This is a genomic window from Mesorhizobium sp. WSM4989 (assembly GCF_029625795.1).
Taxonomy (GTDB): Bacteria; Pseudomonadota; Alphaproteobacteria; order Rhizobiales; family Rhizobiaceae; genus Mesorhizobium.
On sequence record NZ_JARTVN010000001.1, the window covers coordinates 2214643 to 2229197 of the forward strand.

The following is a 14555-nucleotide window of genomic DNA, read 5'->3' on the forward strand; positions in this document are numbered from 1 at the left end:
GCATAACAAAAGGTTAAGGACGTGCGCGTTGCGCAGCTCGATCGAGCTCTGGTTTTCGGCGCTTCAAACCTTCGGCAAGGAGAGTATTAGCAGAAACTAATGCAGTTGACCCTAAACTTTTATTAAAACTCTAAGCATTTATAATTGTCGGTGGGGGACCACAAGGAAATGCCCATATGGCGCTGAATCCCGATCTGAAAATCGATGAGGCGAGCCTCATCACATCGACGTTGATCAAGAAGCACAAGGCGGCGTCCGCGGAGGCGGTCGACGCCGCCGAGCTCAAGGCGCGGGCGGCCCAGCTCGCCCTGGTGCTGGACCTCGCTCATCAGGCTTTCGCGCGCCAGGAGCCCGCAGGGCAAATCGTCGAGCGCCTGGCGGGTCGACTGCATGAACTGCGCCGGGAGGTCGCTCCGGCTCTTTGGCAGGAACTGATCCCGCTCGCTCAGCAGCACCGCGTGGCGGCCTACCTGAAGCAGGATCCGTTCACGCGCTGGTCCTTCGAAAAGCCGCGCGGCTATTCGGGCGACGCGACGCTGCTGGACATCTACTACAAGCACCCGAGCGCCGACGAGATCGTGGCATCGTCGAGCGAACTCGGCCGCGAGATCTTTGCCTATACGAGCGAAGCGGCAAGCTCGGTGGCGGGGCGCGAGCGCCGCGAGATACTGGCCAAAACGGTCGACGAAACGGCTGCCCGGGTAGAAAACGCCGAGGTGCTGGCAATCGCCTGCGGCCATTTGCGGGAAGCCGAACTCTCAAAGGCGCTCGCCGAGAGAAGGTTAAAGCGCTGGATCGGTCTCGACCAGGATCCGGTGAGCGTCGGCACGGTCAACCGCGACCTCACCGGTACGGCAGTGGAAGCCGTGGACGGATCGGTGCGCGGTCTTTTGCGGCGCGCCTACCCGCTTGGCACATTCGATCTCGTCTATGCTTCCGGGCTGTATGACTACCTGCCGCTTCCGGTCGGCGCACGGCTGCTGCAGCGCGCGATGGAACTGGTCAAGCCGGACGGCGAATTCCTCTTCGCCAATTTCAGCGACGAGATCACGACCGACGGGTACATGGAAACGTTCATGGACTGGCCGCTCATCCTGCGATCGGCCGGCGACATGTGGGACATCATCAATGCCGCGGTGGATAAGAACCGCGTCGAAGCCGAGGTCTATTACGGATCGAATAGGAACATCGTCTACGGCAAGATCCGCAAACGCGTGGATTTCGCGGCGCCCGCCATGGAGCGGTAGCGGAGCCGCTTCACATCCGGATTTTCAAGTCGGGCCGTGCAGCGGCCCGGCTTTCTGATGCATCGCGCGGCGTCCTCGTTTCGCCGACATAGCGCCGCCTGTCCTCCTGCCGGACTGCTTAAGCTAAGCGACGAGGTCCTGCCTGGCCTGCATGATCTCTTCGATCGGGACGGGACGTCCGGTCAGGAAGCCCTGGATCGACTGAATGCCCATGTGCTGCAGCAAATTCTGCTGCTCTTTCGTCTCGACACCCTCGACAAGGACCGTATGGCCCAGATTGCGCAGCAGTCTGACCATGTCCTGCAACAGGCTCAGGCCTCGAACCGTCTGGCAATCGTGCAAGAAACTGCGATCGATCTTGACGACGTCGAACTTGAAACGACGGAGCCAGGCCAGACCCGCAAATCCGGTTCCGAAATCATCGAGCCAGATCTGAACACCCAGGTTTCGAAGCTGCTCGATACTTCTGGCGGCCTGTGCCTCCAGAGATATATCGCTGCCTTCAGTGACCTCGAGCGCCAGCCTCTGGGGCGCCATGCCATGCCGACCAAGGATCTCGGTGACGTGAAGCGGGAAATTCGGAGCCTTGAGCTGGACGACCGAGACGTTCACGGACACGACCGATCCCAATCCGTGCTCGACCATGTCGCCGCAAGCCCGATCGATCACCCACATCCCGAGTTCCTCGATCCCGCCGGTCTGCTCGGCGACAGGTATGAACACGGACGGGCTGATCACGCTGCCGTCGAAGTCGCGCAGCCGCATCAACGACTCATGGCCAAGCACCTTGCCGGATATCGCATCGCAGATCGGCTGATAGACCACGGAGACCAGTCCCTCCGAAACGGCTTGCTTGAGCAGTTCCGAAAGATTCTGGCTGGCGCGCTTCTGATCGATGGCCTGCGCATCATAGATGGTGAAGGTCGCGCGACCGGAAAACTTGGAGGCGTAAAGCGCGCGATCGGCCTCCTGCAACAAGATCCGAAGCTCTATGCTTTGATCGGCGCGCGTCAACGAGGCGCCAGCGCTGATGGTGACGATGTTGAGTTTATCGTCCCGATCGGGATGGGAGATGTTCAAGTCCTCGACGGCCCGGCAGAATTGATGGGTCACCTCGCGCAGGTGATCCGGTCCGGCGACCTTGCAGAGCACGACGAATTCTTCGCCGCCGTACCGTCCCGCGATGGCGTGATTGGACGCCGCCGTCTCGTCGAAGGCTCGGGCAAGCTCGATCAGGCAGTCGTCGCCGGCCTGATGGCCGAGCCGGTCGTTGAACCGCTTGAAGTAGTCCACGTCCATGAGAATGACGCCTATTTCGTCATTGTCCCTGGCCCATTCCTTGCACAACTCCGCGAATTCTCGGGTGATCGCCCTGCGGTTCTTAAGCCCGGTAAGCGGGTCGGTGTCTGCGATCTCGATGAGCTTTTGACCATTTTCGATGGCGACCTGCTCCTGGATCTGCGCCTGAAGGGCATGCAGGAAGGTTTGGTAGCGCTCCATGCTGAGGCGCCATGACAGATAAAGCGACAAAACAAGGCAATTCACGAAATAGGTTGCAAGCACCAGACGGGTGCCAAGATCGGCTTGAAGCAAGAACAGCGTGGCGCCGAGGAATGCTATTGTCACGGTTGCGGACGACAGCGCCGAGAGCCATAGCCGGAAGTTGAAGAAAAGATTGGCACCGAGAATGAAAACCGTGCCGAAGATGATGAAATGGGACAGCGCCTCCTGATGCTTCGTTTCGAGGGCCGACAGCAGCCATCCGATCGCGCCCGCCACGATCGCCAGAGCAGCAACGTAGTGCAGAGTGGTGACGGCAAAATCGCGTCGAGCAACAAGTTCGACAAGCACCAGGAAGGTCAATCCCAACGTCAGGCGCGTCAGAATCACACGGTCGGCAATGTCCGGGAAAAGGAACCAGTCAAAGGCCCCGTAGCATATGTAGCTCAACACGGCCGCCGCTATGCCCCAGCGCACGACCTTGCGATTCTGATCCGCGTTCTTCTGCAGCAGCATCGCAAAAAGCGTCGGATCGGCGGATTTCCACGGCGGGCGTGAAATCGCTTCAGTGACCCTCTGAGCCACGTCCTCCGTCAGTTGCATGCAATGCTCCTTTGCGATCATCCTCCGCATGAACGGGTTCGAGCAAGCGAAGTCCGTCAAGTCCTTACGGAAGGACGAAGGCAAGCCTGGTTCATTAAAAGACACTAATGTTGCTAACCGCCGGTAAACGGATCATGCGATTGCACCGGCACAGCGACCCGCTAAGGATTCCATGCAACAATCGTGAGTTACCGAATAATGCATGGTCACACTTTCTCCAGATCGCAAGAGACGACGCACGAAACATTGCGTAAATTTCCGAGCGCGTCTTTTGTTAAGGTTCGTGTAACCTTAATTTCAGTTGATATCGGGGAAATCGGCCCGAAGTAGATTCGCTCCCACCACATTGTCGGGCCGTTCTTTGCGGAGAACCGTTTCGGGTACGATTACCGCCGCAGATGGCTGAGCGGCACGTGGCCTGGCCCCTTGATGTTCTGCAGCACAAGCTGGGTATGGACGTCGCGGACGCCGGGCAGCCGCATCAGTCGGTGCATGACGAAAGCATTGAGATCGTCCACCGACGGCACCATCACATGCAGCAGGAAATCGTGGTCGCCGGTCATCGTCCAGCAGGACGAGACCTCGTCCATGCGCTGCACGGCGGCGATGAAGCTTTCCGGCGAGCCGTCGCTGTGGCTCACCAGGCGGACCTGGATGAACACCTCGACCGTCAGCCCCAGCGCGCGTCGGCTGAGCACGGCGGCGAAGCCCTTGATGATGCCGGCGCCTTGCAGCGCCTCGAAGCGCCGAGCGCAGGGCGTGGTCGACAGGCCGATCTCCTGCGCGAGTTCCGACACGGCCTTGCGCCCGTCGCGCTGCAGGGTGTCCAGCATTCTTATTTCGAACTCATCCAACTGAGGCATTTTCCCTCCTAAACGTTTAAATTTGAGCGAAGTTTACCTCAAAATCCCTCGCTTGGCTACAAAGAAGGCTGATTTGCCTCACGAGCCGCGGCTACGATGACGCCACCATCCGGGAACCGACGATTTTTTTCAGGAGGAAGAAATGACGATCAGCGTTGCCGACTATGCCCGCGAGTGCGCGGCGCAAGGCCTTCGCGGCGACTATTCGGTGTGCCGCGCCGACTTCACAGTGGCTCAGGATTATGACTATTCCGCCGACGAGCAGGCAGTGTGGCGCACGCTCTGCGATCGCCAGACGAAGCTGACGCAGAGGCTGGCGCACCGTTCCTATCTCGACGGCGTCGCGACGCTCGGGCTGCTCGACAAGATTCCGGATTTCGACGCCATCAGCGAGAAATTGCGCAAGCTCACGGGCTGGGAAATCGTGGCGGTGCCCGGGCTGATCCCCGCCGGCCCCTTCTTCGACCATCTCGCGAACCGCCGTTTCCCGGTCACCAATTGGCTGCGGACCAGGCAGGAACTCGACTACATCGTCGAGCCGGACATGTTCCATGACTTCTTCGGGCATGTGCCGATCCTGACGCAGCCGGTGTTCGCCGATTTCATGCAGATGTATGGTGAGAAGGCCGAGGACATGATCGCGCTGGGCGGCGACGAGATGATCACCCGGCTCTACTGGTACAGCGCCGAATACGGCCTCATCCAGGAAGCCGGCCAGCCGGTAAAGGCTTTCGGCGCAGGACTGATGTCGTCTTTCACCGAGCTGCAATTCGCGGTCGAAAGCAAGGACGCCCATCATGTGCCGTTCGACCTGGAGACGGTGATGCGCACCGGCTACGAGATCGACAAGTTCCAGCGCGCCTACTTCGTGCTGCCGTCCTTCGACGCATTGCGCGATGCATTCGCCGGCGACGACCTCGCCGGGATCGTCTCGCGGTTCAAGGGTCAGCCGGCGCTCGACCCCGCCACGGTCTAGGCATTGAACCAAAATGCGCGAGCCCGAAATCGTTCGGTGCGGCGCGCTTCGGGGTCCGGCTTTCGCCCAGCCGGCCGTCGAAGCGGTTCGGTGGCTAAAAGGCGACTGAGCCGCTCTGGGTTTTGCGGAAGCAAGCCGCCAGTGTCCGGTCCCTCGGGCATCAGCCGGCCGAAGCCGGCTCGGCCTTGAGCCTCGCCAACCGCTCGCTTTGCAGCTCCAGCGCGGCGTCGATGAAGCGCAGCACGGTCGCCAACTCGGCGTCGCTGAAAGCCGCCATCACTTTCTCGCCCTCGCGCGCGATGGCGCCATAGTAGCGCTCCGAAAGTTCTCTGGTCAGGTCGGTCGCCTCGATCACCACCTTGCGCCTGTCTTCCAGGCTGCGGGTTCGGGTAACGAGCCCACGCGCCTCAAGGCGGTCGATCAAGGCCGTCACCGCTGCCGGCGTCAGCCCCGTAGCCGCCGCCACGGCGCTGGCCGATTGCGGCCCCGCATAGAGCAAGCTCAGACAATGCCGCTCGGCCGCGATCAGCCCAAGCCGCTCCCCGACCGCCTCGTCATAGGCTTGCGTCGCGTCCTGCCAGCGCATGACGGCACGGCTGACGGCCGCCGTCATCTCAGCACGATTCATGCTTGACGAATTTAGTTCGATCATCTAACTATCAAGTCGTCTAACATTCAGACTATCGTATCAATATGCGATGCCACCCTTTGCGAAGCAAGGGCAAAGTCGCCGACAGGAGTGAACAATGAGCTTGATTCAACAGCGCCCCCCTCTCTCGCATGAGGAGGAGTACAGATACGCCAAGCTGGCCATGGAATGGTATGGCTGGGGCTCGCCCATCGGCCTCGGCATCCTGCTGGTGGCACTTGCCGCCGCGGCCGTGCTGGTGCGGGTCGCCGTTTTCGGACTGTAAATCCGACCCCCAAAGGCGCGCCAGGGCGGCGCCGATTCCACTTCCGGCGCCGCCTGCCTTTTCGGGGTTCAGACTGTGATCACCTGGCCGAGGTGATCGCCCAGCCGGCAGGCGAGCGCCCGCCGTCCTCATTAGTCCGATAATCGCCACCATTTGCCGATCCAGTCGGCGATGCGCACGCGGCCGAGATTCTTCCGCGCCATGGTCGTGCCGAAGAGCCGCAAGCCCTCAGGCGGCTTCCGAAAGATCGCGATCGAGAACGGACAGGTTGCGGCCGCGATGCTTGGCCTCGTAGAGCCTGCGGTCAGCGGCGCGCATCAGCTCCGACACGGTGGCGCTCTCGCCACAGGTGATGCCGCCGATCGAGACCGTCAAAGGCACGGTCCGCTCGTCGACAGGGCGAAAGCGGATCAGTTCGACCTCGCGACGGATGCGCTCGGCCACGCGCCTTGCTTCCGGTTCGGTGGCGCCAACCAGGAAGGCGGCGAACTCCTCGCCGCCGATTCGGCCGAGCACATCGCCGCTGCGCACGCCGCGCTCGATGGCGCCGGCGATCAGAAGCAGCGCATCGTCGCCGGTCAGGTGACCGTAATTGTCGTTGATGGTCTTGAAGTGGTCGGCATCGATGATCAGCAGGGCGCCGCGATCGGCCTTGCGCCGGGAACCGTCGAGCACGGCGAAGAAGGTCTCGCGGTTGAGCATGCCGGTCATGTCGTCGCGGCTTGCCTTCTCCGACAGGCGTCTGTGGGCCGCGGCGAGCTGAGCATGCGCGCGGGCAAGCTCGCGATGCGCATTTTTCAGCCGGTCGCTTTGCCAGAAGGTGCCGACGCTAGCGATCCAGGCGAGAATCAAAGGGCAAACTGTGGCCGTCAGCCAGACGGTGCGGCTGATCGGAAAGCCCATGGCCGGGACCACAACCAGCGTCAACAAGAGCGAGACAGCGACCGAAGCGAACGCGACGACTGCGGACTTCAAGATTATGCGACTCATCGCTGTCTCCCAACGGACTGCCTCTGTGCCAGCAAGCGCTGAAGGTGACCTTTCCGGGACGATTAAAATTTGAAGCGAGGCGCCATTTTCACGACGCAAGACGCGCGGAAGTTGTGGATAAACTCCGCGTCCGCATGCCATAAGGAGGCCATGACGACGACACCCGAGCCCGCCCGTTTTGCCCATGTCACGGATTGGGTATTCGACCTCGACAACACGCTCTATCCGCATCACTCGAACCTGTTCGCGCAGATCGACGTGAAGATGACTGCCTATGTCGGCGAGCTGCTGACGCTCTCGCGCGAGGAGGCGCGCAAGCTGCAGAAAGAGCTCTACCTGGAGTACGGCACGACGCTCAACGGGCTGATGGCGCGCCACGGCATCGACCCCGACGACTTCCTCGAGAAGGTGCACGACATCGACTATTCCTGGCTGGTGCCCGATCCGGTGCTCGGTGCCGCGATCCGCCAATTGCCGGGCCGCAAGTTCATTTTCACCAATGGGGACCGCAAGCATGCCGAGCGCGCCGCGCGCCAGCTCGGCGTATTGGATCATTTCGACGACATCTTCGACATCGTCGCGGCGGGTCTCAACCCCAAGCCGGCCCGCCAGACCTATGAGCGGTTCGCTGAGCTGCATTCCGTGACCGGCCACAACGCGGTGATGTTCGAGGACCTGGCGCGCAACCTCTCTGTGCCGAAATCGCTCGGCATGACGACGGTGCTGGTCGTGCCGCGCAATTTCGAGCCGACTTTCTCCGAGATCTGGGAGCGCGACCCGGCGAATGAGGACGACGTGGATTTCGTCACCGACGACCTCGCCGGCTTCCTGACGGCAATCGTCGAGGTCCCGGGCTGAACCAACTCCAGATTGCCGGCGCCGCCGTCAGAACTCGCTGGTCATTGCGGTAACGACGAGCGCGCACTCAGAGGCTGTAGAAGCGGCGAACGATGTCCCAGGCTTCGTCGGCGGTGTCGACGAAATCGATGATGTCCTGGTCGCCGGGCGAGATCGTGCCTTGCTCGGCAAGGAAGTCGAGGTCGATCGCCCGTTGCCAGAACGCCTTGCCGAACAGGATCACCGGCACGCGCTCCATGCGCCCGGTCTGGATCAGCGTCAGCGTCTCGAAGAATTCGTCCATCGTGCCGAAGCCGCCCGGAAACACGGCGACCGCCTTGGCGCGCATGACGAAATGCATCTTGCGGATTGCGAAATAGTGGAAGTTGAAGCAGAGCTCGGGCGTCACATAGGCGTTCGGCGCCTGCTCGTGCGGCAGCACGATGTTCAAGCCGATCGACGGCGCGCCAACATCGTCGGCGCCGCGATTGCCCGCCTCCATGACTCCCGGTCCGCCGCCGGTGACGACGACGAATTCGCGATAGTAGGACGTGGCCGACTGCTGCGAGCACAGCCGGGCGAACTTGCGCGCCTCTTCGTAATATTTGCTGTTCAGCTCGAGGTTCTTCTTCTGCGTCTCGTTCTTGGCGGCCCAGGCGGCGCCGCCCGGCTCGGGAAGCCGCGCCCCGCCGAACAGGATGACGGTCGAGCGGATGCCGCGCTCGGCAAGGATCATCTCCGGCTTCAAGAGCTCGAGCTGCAGGCGCACCGGACGCAATTCGCGCCGCGTCATGAAGTCGGGATCGTTCCAGGCCAGGCGATAGGTTTCGGCCCGCGTCTGCGGCGTGTCCGGCACGCTTTTCGACCGCTCGAGATCCTCGTCCGAATGGGGCAGCGGCGTCCAGCCCGCCTTTTCCATGGGTGTCATCGAATCCACCGTCCTAATTCCTTTACTTGCGCCGTCCCGTGACGCAGTCGCGATTGACCCCCATTAAGGCTTCACATAGGGTCCGCGCGATTTCAAAACAGGTTAAGGCGCAGGCCTTAACAGCTTTGTAATGGAGCAAATTCATGTCGAAGCCCGATCTGGCGAGCCTCGAAAAGACCATCGAAAAGGCCTTCGAGGAGCGCGATACGATTTCGACCGCGACCCGCGGCGAAACGCGCGACGCCATCCAGTCGGCGCTCGACTTGCTCGACCGCGGCGTGGTTCGCGTCGCCGAGCGGCAGGACGACGGCAAGTGGCTGGTCAACCAGTGGCTGAAGAAGGCGGTGCTGCTCTCCTTCCGGCTGAACCCGATGGAGATCATCAAGGGCGGCCCGGGCCACTCGGTATGGTGGGACAAGGTGCCGTCGAAGTTTGAGGGCTGGGGCGCGGTCGATTTCGAGAAGGCCGGCTTCCGCGCCGTGCCGTCCTCGGTCGTGCGCCGCTCGGCCTATGTTGCCCCGGGCGCGGTGCTGATGCCGTCCTTCGTCAATGTCGGCGCCTATGTCGATACAGGCACCATGGTCGACACCTGGGCCTCGGTCGGCTCTTGCGCCCAGATCGGCAAGAACGTGCATCTCTCCGGCGGCGTCGGCATTGGCGGCGTGCTGGAACCGATGCAGGCCGGTCCGACCATCATCGAGGACAATTGCTTCATCGGCGCGCGCTCCGAGGTGGTCGAAGGCTGCATCGTGCGCGAAGGCTCGGTGCTCGGCATGGGCGTGTTCATCGGCCAGTCGACCAAGATCGTCGACCGCGCCACCGGCGAGGTCGTCTACGGTGAAGTGCCGGCAAATTCGGTGGTCGTCGCCGGCTCGCTGCCGGGCAAGCCGCTGCCAAATGGCGAGCCGGGCCCGAGCCTCTACTGCGCCGTCATCGTCAAGCGCGTCGACGCCAGGACCCGCTCCAAGACGTCAATCAACGAATTGCTGCGCGATTGATCTTTCCCGCGAACAGACGCACCCTCCGCCGGCGCGACATTCCGTCGCGCTGGTTCAACGGAGGGGCGTCATGGACTGGAAGTATCTGCTGACGAGTTTCGACGGCCGCATCAACCGGGCCAAGTTCTGGGCCGGCATCGGCATATTCATCGTCATCGCCATCATTGCGTTCATTCTCGACTCGATCCTCGGCACACGTTTCACCACCGCCGGCGGCGACCAGATCGGCATCCTCGGCATCCTGGTCGCGCTGGCATCGATCTATTTCGCGATTGCTCTCTATGCCAAACGCTGGCACGACCGTAACAAGTCGGGCTGGTGGACACTGATCGGCCTTATACCCATCATCGGCGGCATCTGGCTGCTCATCGAACTGGGCATGCTCGAAGGCACCAGGGGCGCCAATCAATACGGACCGGACCCGCTTGCCTGAAAAAGCAGACTTCATCTGGCTCTTCTTCAAAACCTCGGGCCGCGTCAGCCGCGCGGCTTATTTTCTCGGCGGATTGCTGGTTGCTATCGTCCAGGCCTTTCCGCTTTATCGCTTCACGCTGGTGCCGGAAGGTTCGGCCGAGAGCAACATGTGGTCGTTCGTCTTCTTCCTCACGTTCCTCGCCTCGTTGTGGTCGAACGTCGTGCTGGCAGTGAAGCGGCTGCACGACCTCGACAAGCCGGGCATCGCGGCGCTGGTGCTGTTCGTTCCCGTCGTGTCGATCGTTGCCTTCCTGGTGCTCTGCCTGTTTCCGGGACAGCCCGGATCCAATCGCTACGGCAGCCGCACGAATGCGCCGGCCGACCGCTAGCGCCGGATGATTTTTAGGTCGTTTCGACCTCAAATCTGATCCGGCTCTAAATCACAGAGATAACGCGTGATGTAATCGGTCGACGATGTCGCCATCCTTGGCGTCAACGAGACCGAGAATTTGAGCTCGAACCTGTCGCGCAAATATCACGCTGATCGAGGACCGCGGCTGACCTCGTCGGGCGTCAATCCGGGCGGACCGCGCCTGTCCGCTTCCGCCTGACGCACCAGCGCCATGATGCGCTTCGTCACAGGCGCCGGCACGCCGGTCTTTTGCGCGAGCCGCAGTATCGCTCCCTGCAATTCGTCGACCTCGGTCGGCCGACGACGATGGAGATCGTCCCACATCGAGGAGCGCGCCTTGGGGTCGATCGCCAGCAGCCGCCGGGCCAGGATTCCGAACAGCCAGTCCGGAAGCCGCAGCACTTTCGGCAGCAGCCATGGGGGCGGCCCAGCGATGCGCGCCGGCTCGATACGACAAGCTTTCATTGCGGCCAGCGCCTCGGCGATCTGGTCCGCCAGAATGACGCGCCAGCCGCGGTCCGCCAATTCGGTCGCCAGCGGCAGATCGGAGAGCGCGACCAGCGCATTGTTGAGGTTCATCAGCAGTTTGCTCCACTGCACCGCCCTCATGTCGGCATGGGTTTCGACCCCAAGTCCTTCGACATTGAGCAGTGCTGAAAGGCCGGGCTCAGTATTCTCGATGATGACCATGCCGTCGCTGGCGCGGCGGACGCTGAACGGCGTCTCGCCATCCGGCGATTGCACGACGTTGAACGCAACCATACCGGCAAGCACGCGATGCGCGGGAAGCGCTCCACGCAGTTTGTCCGGATTGTCGACGCCATTCTGCAGGCTGATCACAATGGCATCGGGGCGGGCATGAGCCGCAACAAGCGCCGCCATCTCCTCGGTCGCGCCGCTCTTTACGGTGACCAGAACGATATCCGCGTTGCGCAGCGCCAGCGCCGGATCGTCGCTGACCGCCAGCGTCTCAGGCCCGATGCGTCTGTCGCGGCCGTCAAGATCGCTGATCCGCAGCCCGTCCTTGCGCAACGCCTCCACAATGCGGCCGCGGCCAAGGAAGACGACCTTACGCCCGGCGAGCGCTAGGCAGCCGCCGACATAGCAGCCGATGCTGCCGGCGCCGGCTATCGAGATCGTCTTTCCTTCTTTGGCCATGCGATCATCCCGTCCTGGCCCGCGCGACTATACGACACGACAACCATATTGTCGGCGGCTTGCTCGGCGAACATCTGCCACCGTGACAGGCCTGCCGCTTTCGACTATCGCTTGCCCATGAAATTGCCGACCGACCCTGCCCAGAACCTTGCCGCCCTGATCCGCTGCCCTTCCGTGACGCCCGCCGAAGGCGGCGCGCTGCAGACCTTGGAAGACATGCTGAAGCCACTCGGCTTCGCCGTAGAGCGGCCGATATTCTCGGAAGATGGCACGCCGAACATCGAAAATCTCTATGCGCGCTGCTCCGGCAACGGCCCACATCTGATGTTTGCCGGCCATACCGACGTGGTGCCGGTCGGCGACGAGGCGGCGTGGACGCATCCGCCCTTTGCCGCCGAGATCGCCAATGGCGAGATGTATGGCCGCGGCGCCGTCGACATGAAAGGCGGCATCGCCTGCTTCATCGCCGCGGTGGCGCGCCACATCGAGAACAATGGCGGCCCGAAAGGCTCGGTCTCGCTGCTGATCACCGGCGACGAGGAAGGGCCGGCCATCAACGGCACGGTGAAGCTGCTCGACTGGGCTGCCGCCAAGGGCGAGAAATGGGACGCCTCGATCGTCGGCGAGCCGACCAATCCGGATGCGCTTGGCGATATGATCAAGATCGGCCGGCGCGGCTCGCTCTCCGGCAGCGTCATCGTCAATGGCCGTCAGGGCCACGCCGCCTATCCGCAACTTGCCGACAACCCGGTGCGCGGGCTTATGAGCCTTGTCGACGCGCTGCTCCATCCGGTGTTCGACAGGGGAACAAAGGATTTCCAGCCGACCAATCTGGAAGTGACGTCGATCGACGTCGGCAACCCGGCGACCAATGTCATCCCGGCCAAGGCCACCGCCACGTTCAACATCCGCTTCAACGACACTTGGGATGCCGAGACCGTCCAGGCCGAGATCCACAACCGGCTCGACCAGGCGGCGGGCCGCAAGAAATATCGGCCGGGCAAGAAGACCGCCGTCGACTACGAGCTTGTCTGGCGCGACCGGCCGAGCCATGTCTTCCTTACCCGCGACGAAAAGCTGATCGACACGCTGAGCGGTTCCGTGGCCGCGGTGGTCGGCAAGAGGCCTTCGCTCTCCACCTCCGGCGGCACTTCGGATGCGCGTTTCATCAAGGATTTTTGCCCGGTGGTCGAGTTCGGGCTGGTCGGCAAGACCATGCACATGGTCGACGAGCGCGTGGCGGTCGCCGACCTCGAGACGCTGACACGGATATACGAGCGCTTTATCGAGGACTGGTTCGGACAAGGTCTGACGTGACCATGCTGTCAACGGACGAAACCTTTGCTTCGCTGGCCGGCGCCTGGCGGCTGATGCTCGGCAGGGCCGACGGCCTGCGCATGCTCGATCTGTCTGCCGACGGTTTCTGGAATTCCTTCTTCGCCATCGTCGTGGCGGCGCCGGCGCTGATCGTCGGCTGGGTCGGGATCGCCAATGAGATAGGCGATCCGAATGCGTTCGCCGGGCGGCTCGGCATGCTGCTCCGGCTGGCAACCGTCGACATCGGTTCCTGGGTGCTGCCGCTGGTGGCGCTTGCGCTGGTCGCGCCGCGCGCCGGCATCGGCGGCCGCTTCGTCCACTACGTCGTCGCCTCCAACTGGGCCTCCGCGATCATCGCCTGGCTGATGCTGCCGTCGGCGCTGCTGAGGCTGTTCCTGCCTTCGACCGACGAGGTCAGCGGCCTGGTCTCGCTGCTGCTGTTCGCGCTGTCGATGGTGCTGACCTGGCGCATGACCAACGCGACGATCGGCAAGGGCGCGGCTGCCGGCACCGCGGTGTTTGTCGGCATGTTCGTCGCCTCGCTGCTCGTCTTGTTCGGGCTGCAGGCGCTGCTCGGCATCGACATTCCGGACGGCGCGAGGGGCTAGGTCTCCGCGTCCTCTGCCGCGGCGGGTTTGTCAGCCGTCGCCGGATAATCCACCCCGACCAAGAACAGGCCGTCGGGCGGCGCTACCTGTCCGCAGGCTGCCCGGTTGCGCGCTTCGAGCGCTGCCTTGAGATCGGCGGCGCTCCAGGAGCCGTCGCCCACCCTGCGCAGTGAGCCGACCATCGAGCGCACCTGGTTGTGCAGGAAGGAGCGCGCCGAGGTTCGCACCTCAATGAGATCTCCGGCGCGGGTGACATCGAGACGGTCAAGCGTGCGCACCGGGCTTTCGGCCTGGCACTGGGTGGAGCGGAAGGTGGTGAAATCGTGCCGCCCGAGCAGCACCTTCGCCGCCTCGTGCATGGCCTCGGCATCGAGCCGTTTCGGTACCCACCAGACCTTGCCCTTTTCAAGCGCCGACGGGGCGCGGCGGTTGAGGATGCGATAGAGATAATGGCGGCCGGTGGCCGAAAACCGCGCATCGAAATCGTTGGCGACGACGGCAGCCTTGAGGATGGCGATGCGCGCGCCGGCTGCCTGCAGATGGGCGTTGACGGCGTCGCGCACCTTGTCGCCCGCCCAGTCCCTGGCCAGATCGACATGGGCCACCTGGGCGGTCGCGTGCACGCCGGCATCGGTGCGGCCGGCGGCACGTATTCGCACCTCTTCGCCGCAGAACTTTTCGATCGCCTGCTCGATCGCCTGCTGCACCGAAAGCTGGTCCGCCTGATGCTGCCAGCCGGCGAATTGGCTGCCGTCATATTCGATATCGAGCCGAAAACGCGGCATGCCAG

General features: G+C 62.8%; 16 protein-coding genes. 9 read left to right on the forward strand and 7 right to left on the reverse strand.

Features of this window, described 5'->3' with window-relative positions; translation table 11 throughout:
• Positions 1–176 precede the first annotated feature (176 nt).
• Entirely contained in the window at positions 177–1247 is a 1071-nt protein-coding gene (locus P9217_RS10635; protein WP_067323801.1) for a class I SAM-dependent methyltransferase, read from the forward strand.
• A 123-nt stretch (positions 1248–1370) separates the two neighbouring features.
• On the opposite strand, the gene P9217_RS10640 is transcribed toward P9217_RS10635, so the two are convergent.
• Together P9217_RS10640 and P9217_RS10645 are read right to left on the reverse strand one after the other, a co-directional pair.
• Complete coding sequence (locus P9217_RS10640) at positions 1371–3350, reverse strand: GGDEF and EAL domain-containing protein (RefSeq protein WP_278086051.1); 1980 nt, start codon at positions 3348–3350, stop codon at positions 1371–1373.
• A gap of 386 nt (positions 3351–3736) precedes the next feature.
• Complete coding sequence (locus P9217_RS10645; protein ID WP_067003023.1) at positions 3737–4213, reverse strand: Lrp/AsnC family transcriptional regulator; 477 nt, start codon at positions 4211–4213, stop codon at positions 3737–3739.
• Positions 4214–4355: 142 nt separating this feature from the next.
• Between P9217_RS10645 and phhA the strand changes: the two genes are divergently transcribed.
• Positions 4356–5189, forward strand: coding sequence for a phenylalanine 4-monooxygenase (gene phhA / locus P9217_RS10650; RefSeq protein WP_278086050.1), 834 nt, complete (start codon positions 4356–4358; stop codon positions 5187–5189).
• 160 nt (positions 5190–5349) lie between these two features.
• On the opposite strand, the gene P9217_RS10655 is transcribed toward phhA, so the two are convergent.
• The gene (locus tag P9217_RS10655) at positions 5350–5841 is read right to left on the reverse strand and encodes a MarR family transcriptional regulator (RefSeq protein ID WP_067323797.1); all 492 of its coding nucleotides are present in this window, start codon (positions 5839–5841) and stop codon (positions 5350–5352) included.
• A 94-nt stretch (positions 5842–5935) separates the two neighbouring features.
• On the opposite strand from P9217_RS10655, the gene P9217_RS10660 reads away from it, so the two are divergent.
• A complete protein-coding gene (locus P9217_RS10660) occupies positions 5936–6103 on the forward strand; it encodes a hypothetical protein (RefSeq protein WP_164746631.1) in 168 nt (55 codons plus the stop codon).
• Positions 6104–6331: 228 nt separating this feature from the next.
• Here the strand turns inward: P9217_RS10660 and P9217_RS10665 are convergent, their stop codons facing one another.
• Entirely contained in the window at positions 6332–7093 is a 762-nt protein-coding gene (locus P9217_RS10665) for a GGDEF domain-containing protein (RefSeq protein ID WP_278086049.1), read from the reverse strand.
• 150 nt (positions 7094–7243) lie between these two features.
• Here P9217_RS10665 and P9217_RS10670 point away from each other — a divergent pair, with 150 nt between their 5' ends.
• Entirely contained in the window at positions 7244–7951 is a 708-nt protein-coding gene (locus tag P9217_RS10670) for a pyrimidine 5'-nucleotidase (RefSeq protein ID WP_067003034.1), read from the forward strand.
• A gap of 67 nt (positions 7952–8018) precedes the next feature.
• Here the strand turns inward: P9217_RS10670 and P9217_RS10675 are convergent, their stop codons facing one another.
• Entirely contained in the window at positions 8019–8858 is an 840-nt protein-coding gene (locus P9217_RS10675) for an LOG family protein (protein WP_082953833.1), read from the reverse strand.
• A gap of 143 nt (positions 8859–9001) precedes the next feature.
• Here P9217_RS10675 and dapD point away from each other — a divergent pair, with 143 nt between their 5' ends.
• The 3 genes from dapD (at position 9002) to P9217_RS10690 (ending at position 10659) form a co-directional block, all read left to right on the forward strand.
• Positions 9002–9856 (forward strand): 2,3,4,5-tetrahydropyridine-2,6-dicarboxylate N-succinyltransferase, encoded by an 855-nt coding sequence (dapD, locus tag P9217_RS10680; protein WP_278086048.1) that lies wholly within the window; start codon positions 9002–9004, stop codon positions 9854–9856.
• A 70-nt stretch (positions 9857–9926) separates the two neighbouring features.
• Entirely contained in the window at positions 9927–10289 is a 363-nt protein-coding gene (locus P9217_RS10685) for a DUF805 domain-containing protein (RefSeq protein WP_067323786.1), read from the forward strand.
• On the forward strand, positions 10282–10659 hold the full coding sequence (locus tag P9217_RS10690) for a DUF805 domain-containing protein (RefSeq protein ID WP_067003040.1): 378 nt from the start codon (positions 10282–10284) through the stop codon (positions 10657–10659). Before P9217_RS10685 ends, P9217_RS10690 begins: the two co-directional genes overlap by 8 nt.
• Before the next feature lie 146 nt (positions 10660–10805).
• On the opposite strand, the gene P9217_RS10695 is transcribed toward P9217_RS10690, so the two are convergent.
• Entirely contained in the window at positions 10806–11840 is a 1035-nt protein-coding gene (locus P9217_RS10695) for a 2-dehydropantoate 2-reductase (protein WP_278086047.1), read from the reverse strand.
• Between the two features lie 117 nt (positions 11841–11957).
• On the opposite strand from P9217_RS10695, the gene dapE reads away from it, so the two are divergent.
• Both dapE and P9217_RS10705 read left to right on the forward strand, forming a co-directional pair.
• The gene (dapE, locus tag P9217_RS10700; RefSeq protein WP_278086046.1) at positions 11958–13157 is read left to right on the forward strand and encodes a succinyl-diaminopimelate desuccinylase; all 1200 of its coding nucleotides are present in this window, start codon (positions 11958–11960) and stop codon (positions 13155–13157) included.
• Between the two features lie 2 nt (positions 13158–13159).
• Positions 13160–13765: a transporter gene (locus P9217_RS10705; RefSeq protein WP_067323778.1), complete on the forward strand. Its 606-nt coding sequence runs from the start codon at positions 13160–13162 to the stop codon at positions 13763–13765.
• Here P9217_RS10705 and truA read toward each other — a convergent pair.
• Positions 13762–14550: a tRNA pseudouridine(38-40) synthase TruA gene (truA, locus tag P9217_RS10710; RefSeq protein ID WP_095799013.1), complete on the reverse strand. Its 789-nt coding sequence runs from the start codon at positions 14548–14550 to the stop codon at positions 13762–13764. The two genes, P9217_RS10705 and truA, sit on opposite strands and share 4 nt — an antisense overlap.
• Between the last annotated feature and the right edge of the window lie 5 nt (positions 14551–14555).

What these genes read in the sequence shown, in the direction of transcription:
- P9217_RS10635 (WP_067323801.1), top strand. Translation starts at nt 177, where the DNA reads ATGGCGCTGAATCCCGATCTGAAAATCGATGAGGCGAGCCTCATCACA.
- phhA (WP_278086050.1), top strand. Translation starts at nt 4,356, where the DNA reads ATGACGATCAGCGTTGCCGACTATGCCCGCGAGTGCGCGGCGCAAGGC.
- P9217_RS10675 (WP_082953833.1), bottom strand. Translation starts at nt 8,858, where the DNA reads ATGACACCCATGGAAAAGGCGGGCTGGACGCCGCTGCCCCATTCGGAC.
- P9217_RS10640 (WP_278086051.1), bottom strand. Translation starts at nt 3,350, where the DNA reads ATGCAACTGACGGAGGACGTGGCTCAGAGGGTCACTGAAGCGATTTCA.
- P9217_RS10645 (WP_067003023.1), bottom strand. Translation starts at nt 4,213, where the DNA reads ATGCCTCAGTTGGATGAGTTCGAAATAAGAATGCTGGACACCCTGCAG.
- P9217_RS10705 (WP_067323778.1), top strand. Translation starts at nt 13,160, where the DNA reads ATGCTGTCAACGGACGAAACCTTTGCTTCGCTGGCCGGCGCCTGGCGG.
- dapD (WP_278086048.1), top strand. Translation starts at nt 9,002, where the DNA reads ATGTCGAAGCCCGATCTGGCGAGCCTCGAAAAGACCATCGAAAAGGCC.
- dapE (WP_278086046.1), top strand. Translation starts at nt 11,958, where the DNA reads ATGAAATTGCCGACCGACCCTGCCCAGAACCTTGCCGCCCTGATCCGC.
- P9217_RS10685 (WP_067323786.1), top strand. Translation starts at nt 9,927, where the DNA reads ATGGACTGGAAGTATCTGCTGACGAGTTTCGACGGCCGCATCAACCGG.
- truA (WP_095799013.1), bottom strand. Translation starts at nt 14,550, where the DNA reads ATGCCGCGTTTTCGGCTCGATATCGAATATGACGGCAGCCAATTCGCC.
- P9217_RS10665 (WP_278086049.1), bottom strand. Translation starts at nt 7,093, where the DNA reads ATGAGTCGCATAATCTTGAAGTCCGCAGTCGTCGCGTTCGCTTCGGTC.
- P9217_RS10660 (WP_164746631.1), top strand. Translation starts at nt 5,936, where the DNA reads ATGAGCTTGATTCAACAGCGCCCCCCTCTCTCGCATGAGGAGGAGTAC.
- P9217_RS10695 (WP_278086047.1), bottom strand. Translation starts at nt 11,840, where the DNA reads ATGGCCAAAGAAGGAAAGACGATCTCGATAGCCGGCGCCGGCAGCATC.
- P9217_RS10670 (WP_067003034.1), top strand. Translation starts at nt 7,244, where the DNA reads ATGACGACGACACCCGAGCCCGCCCGTTTTGCCCATGTCACGGATTGG.
- P9217_RS10655 (WP_067323797.1), bottom strand. Translation starts at nt 5,841, where the DNA reads ATGATCGAACTAAATTCGTCAAGCATGAATCGTGCTGAGATGACGGCG.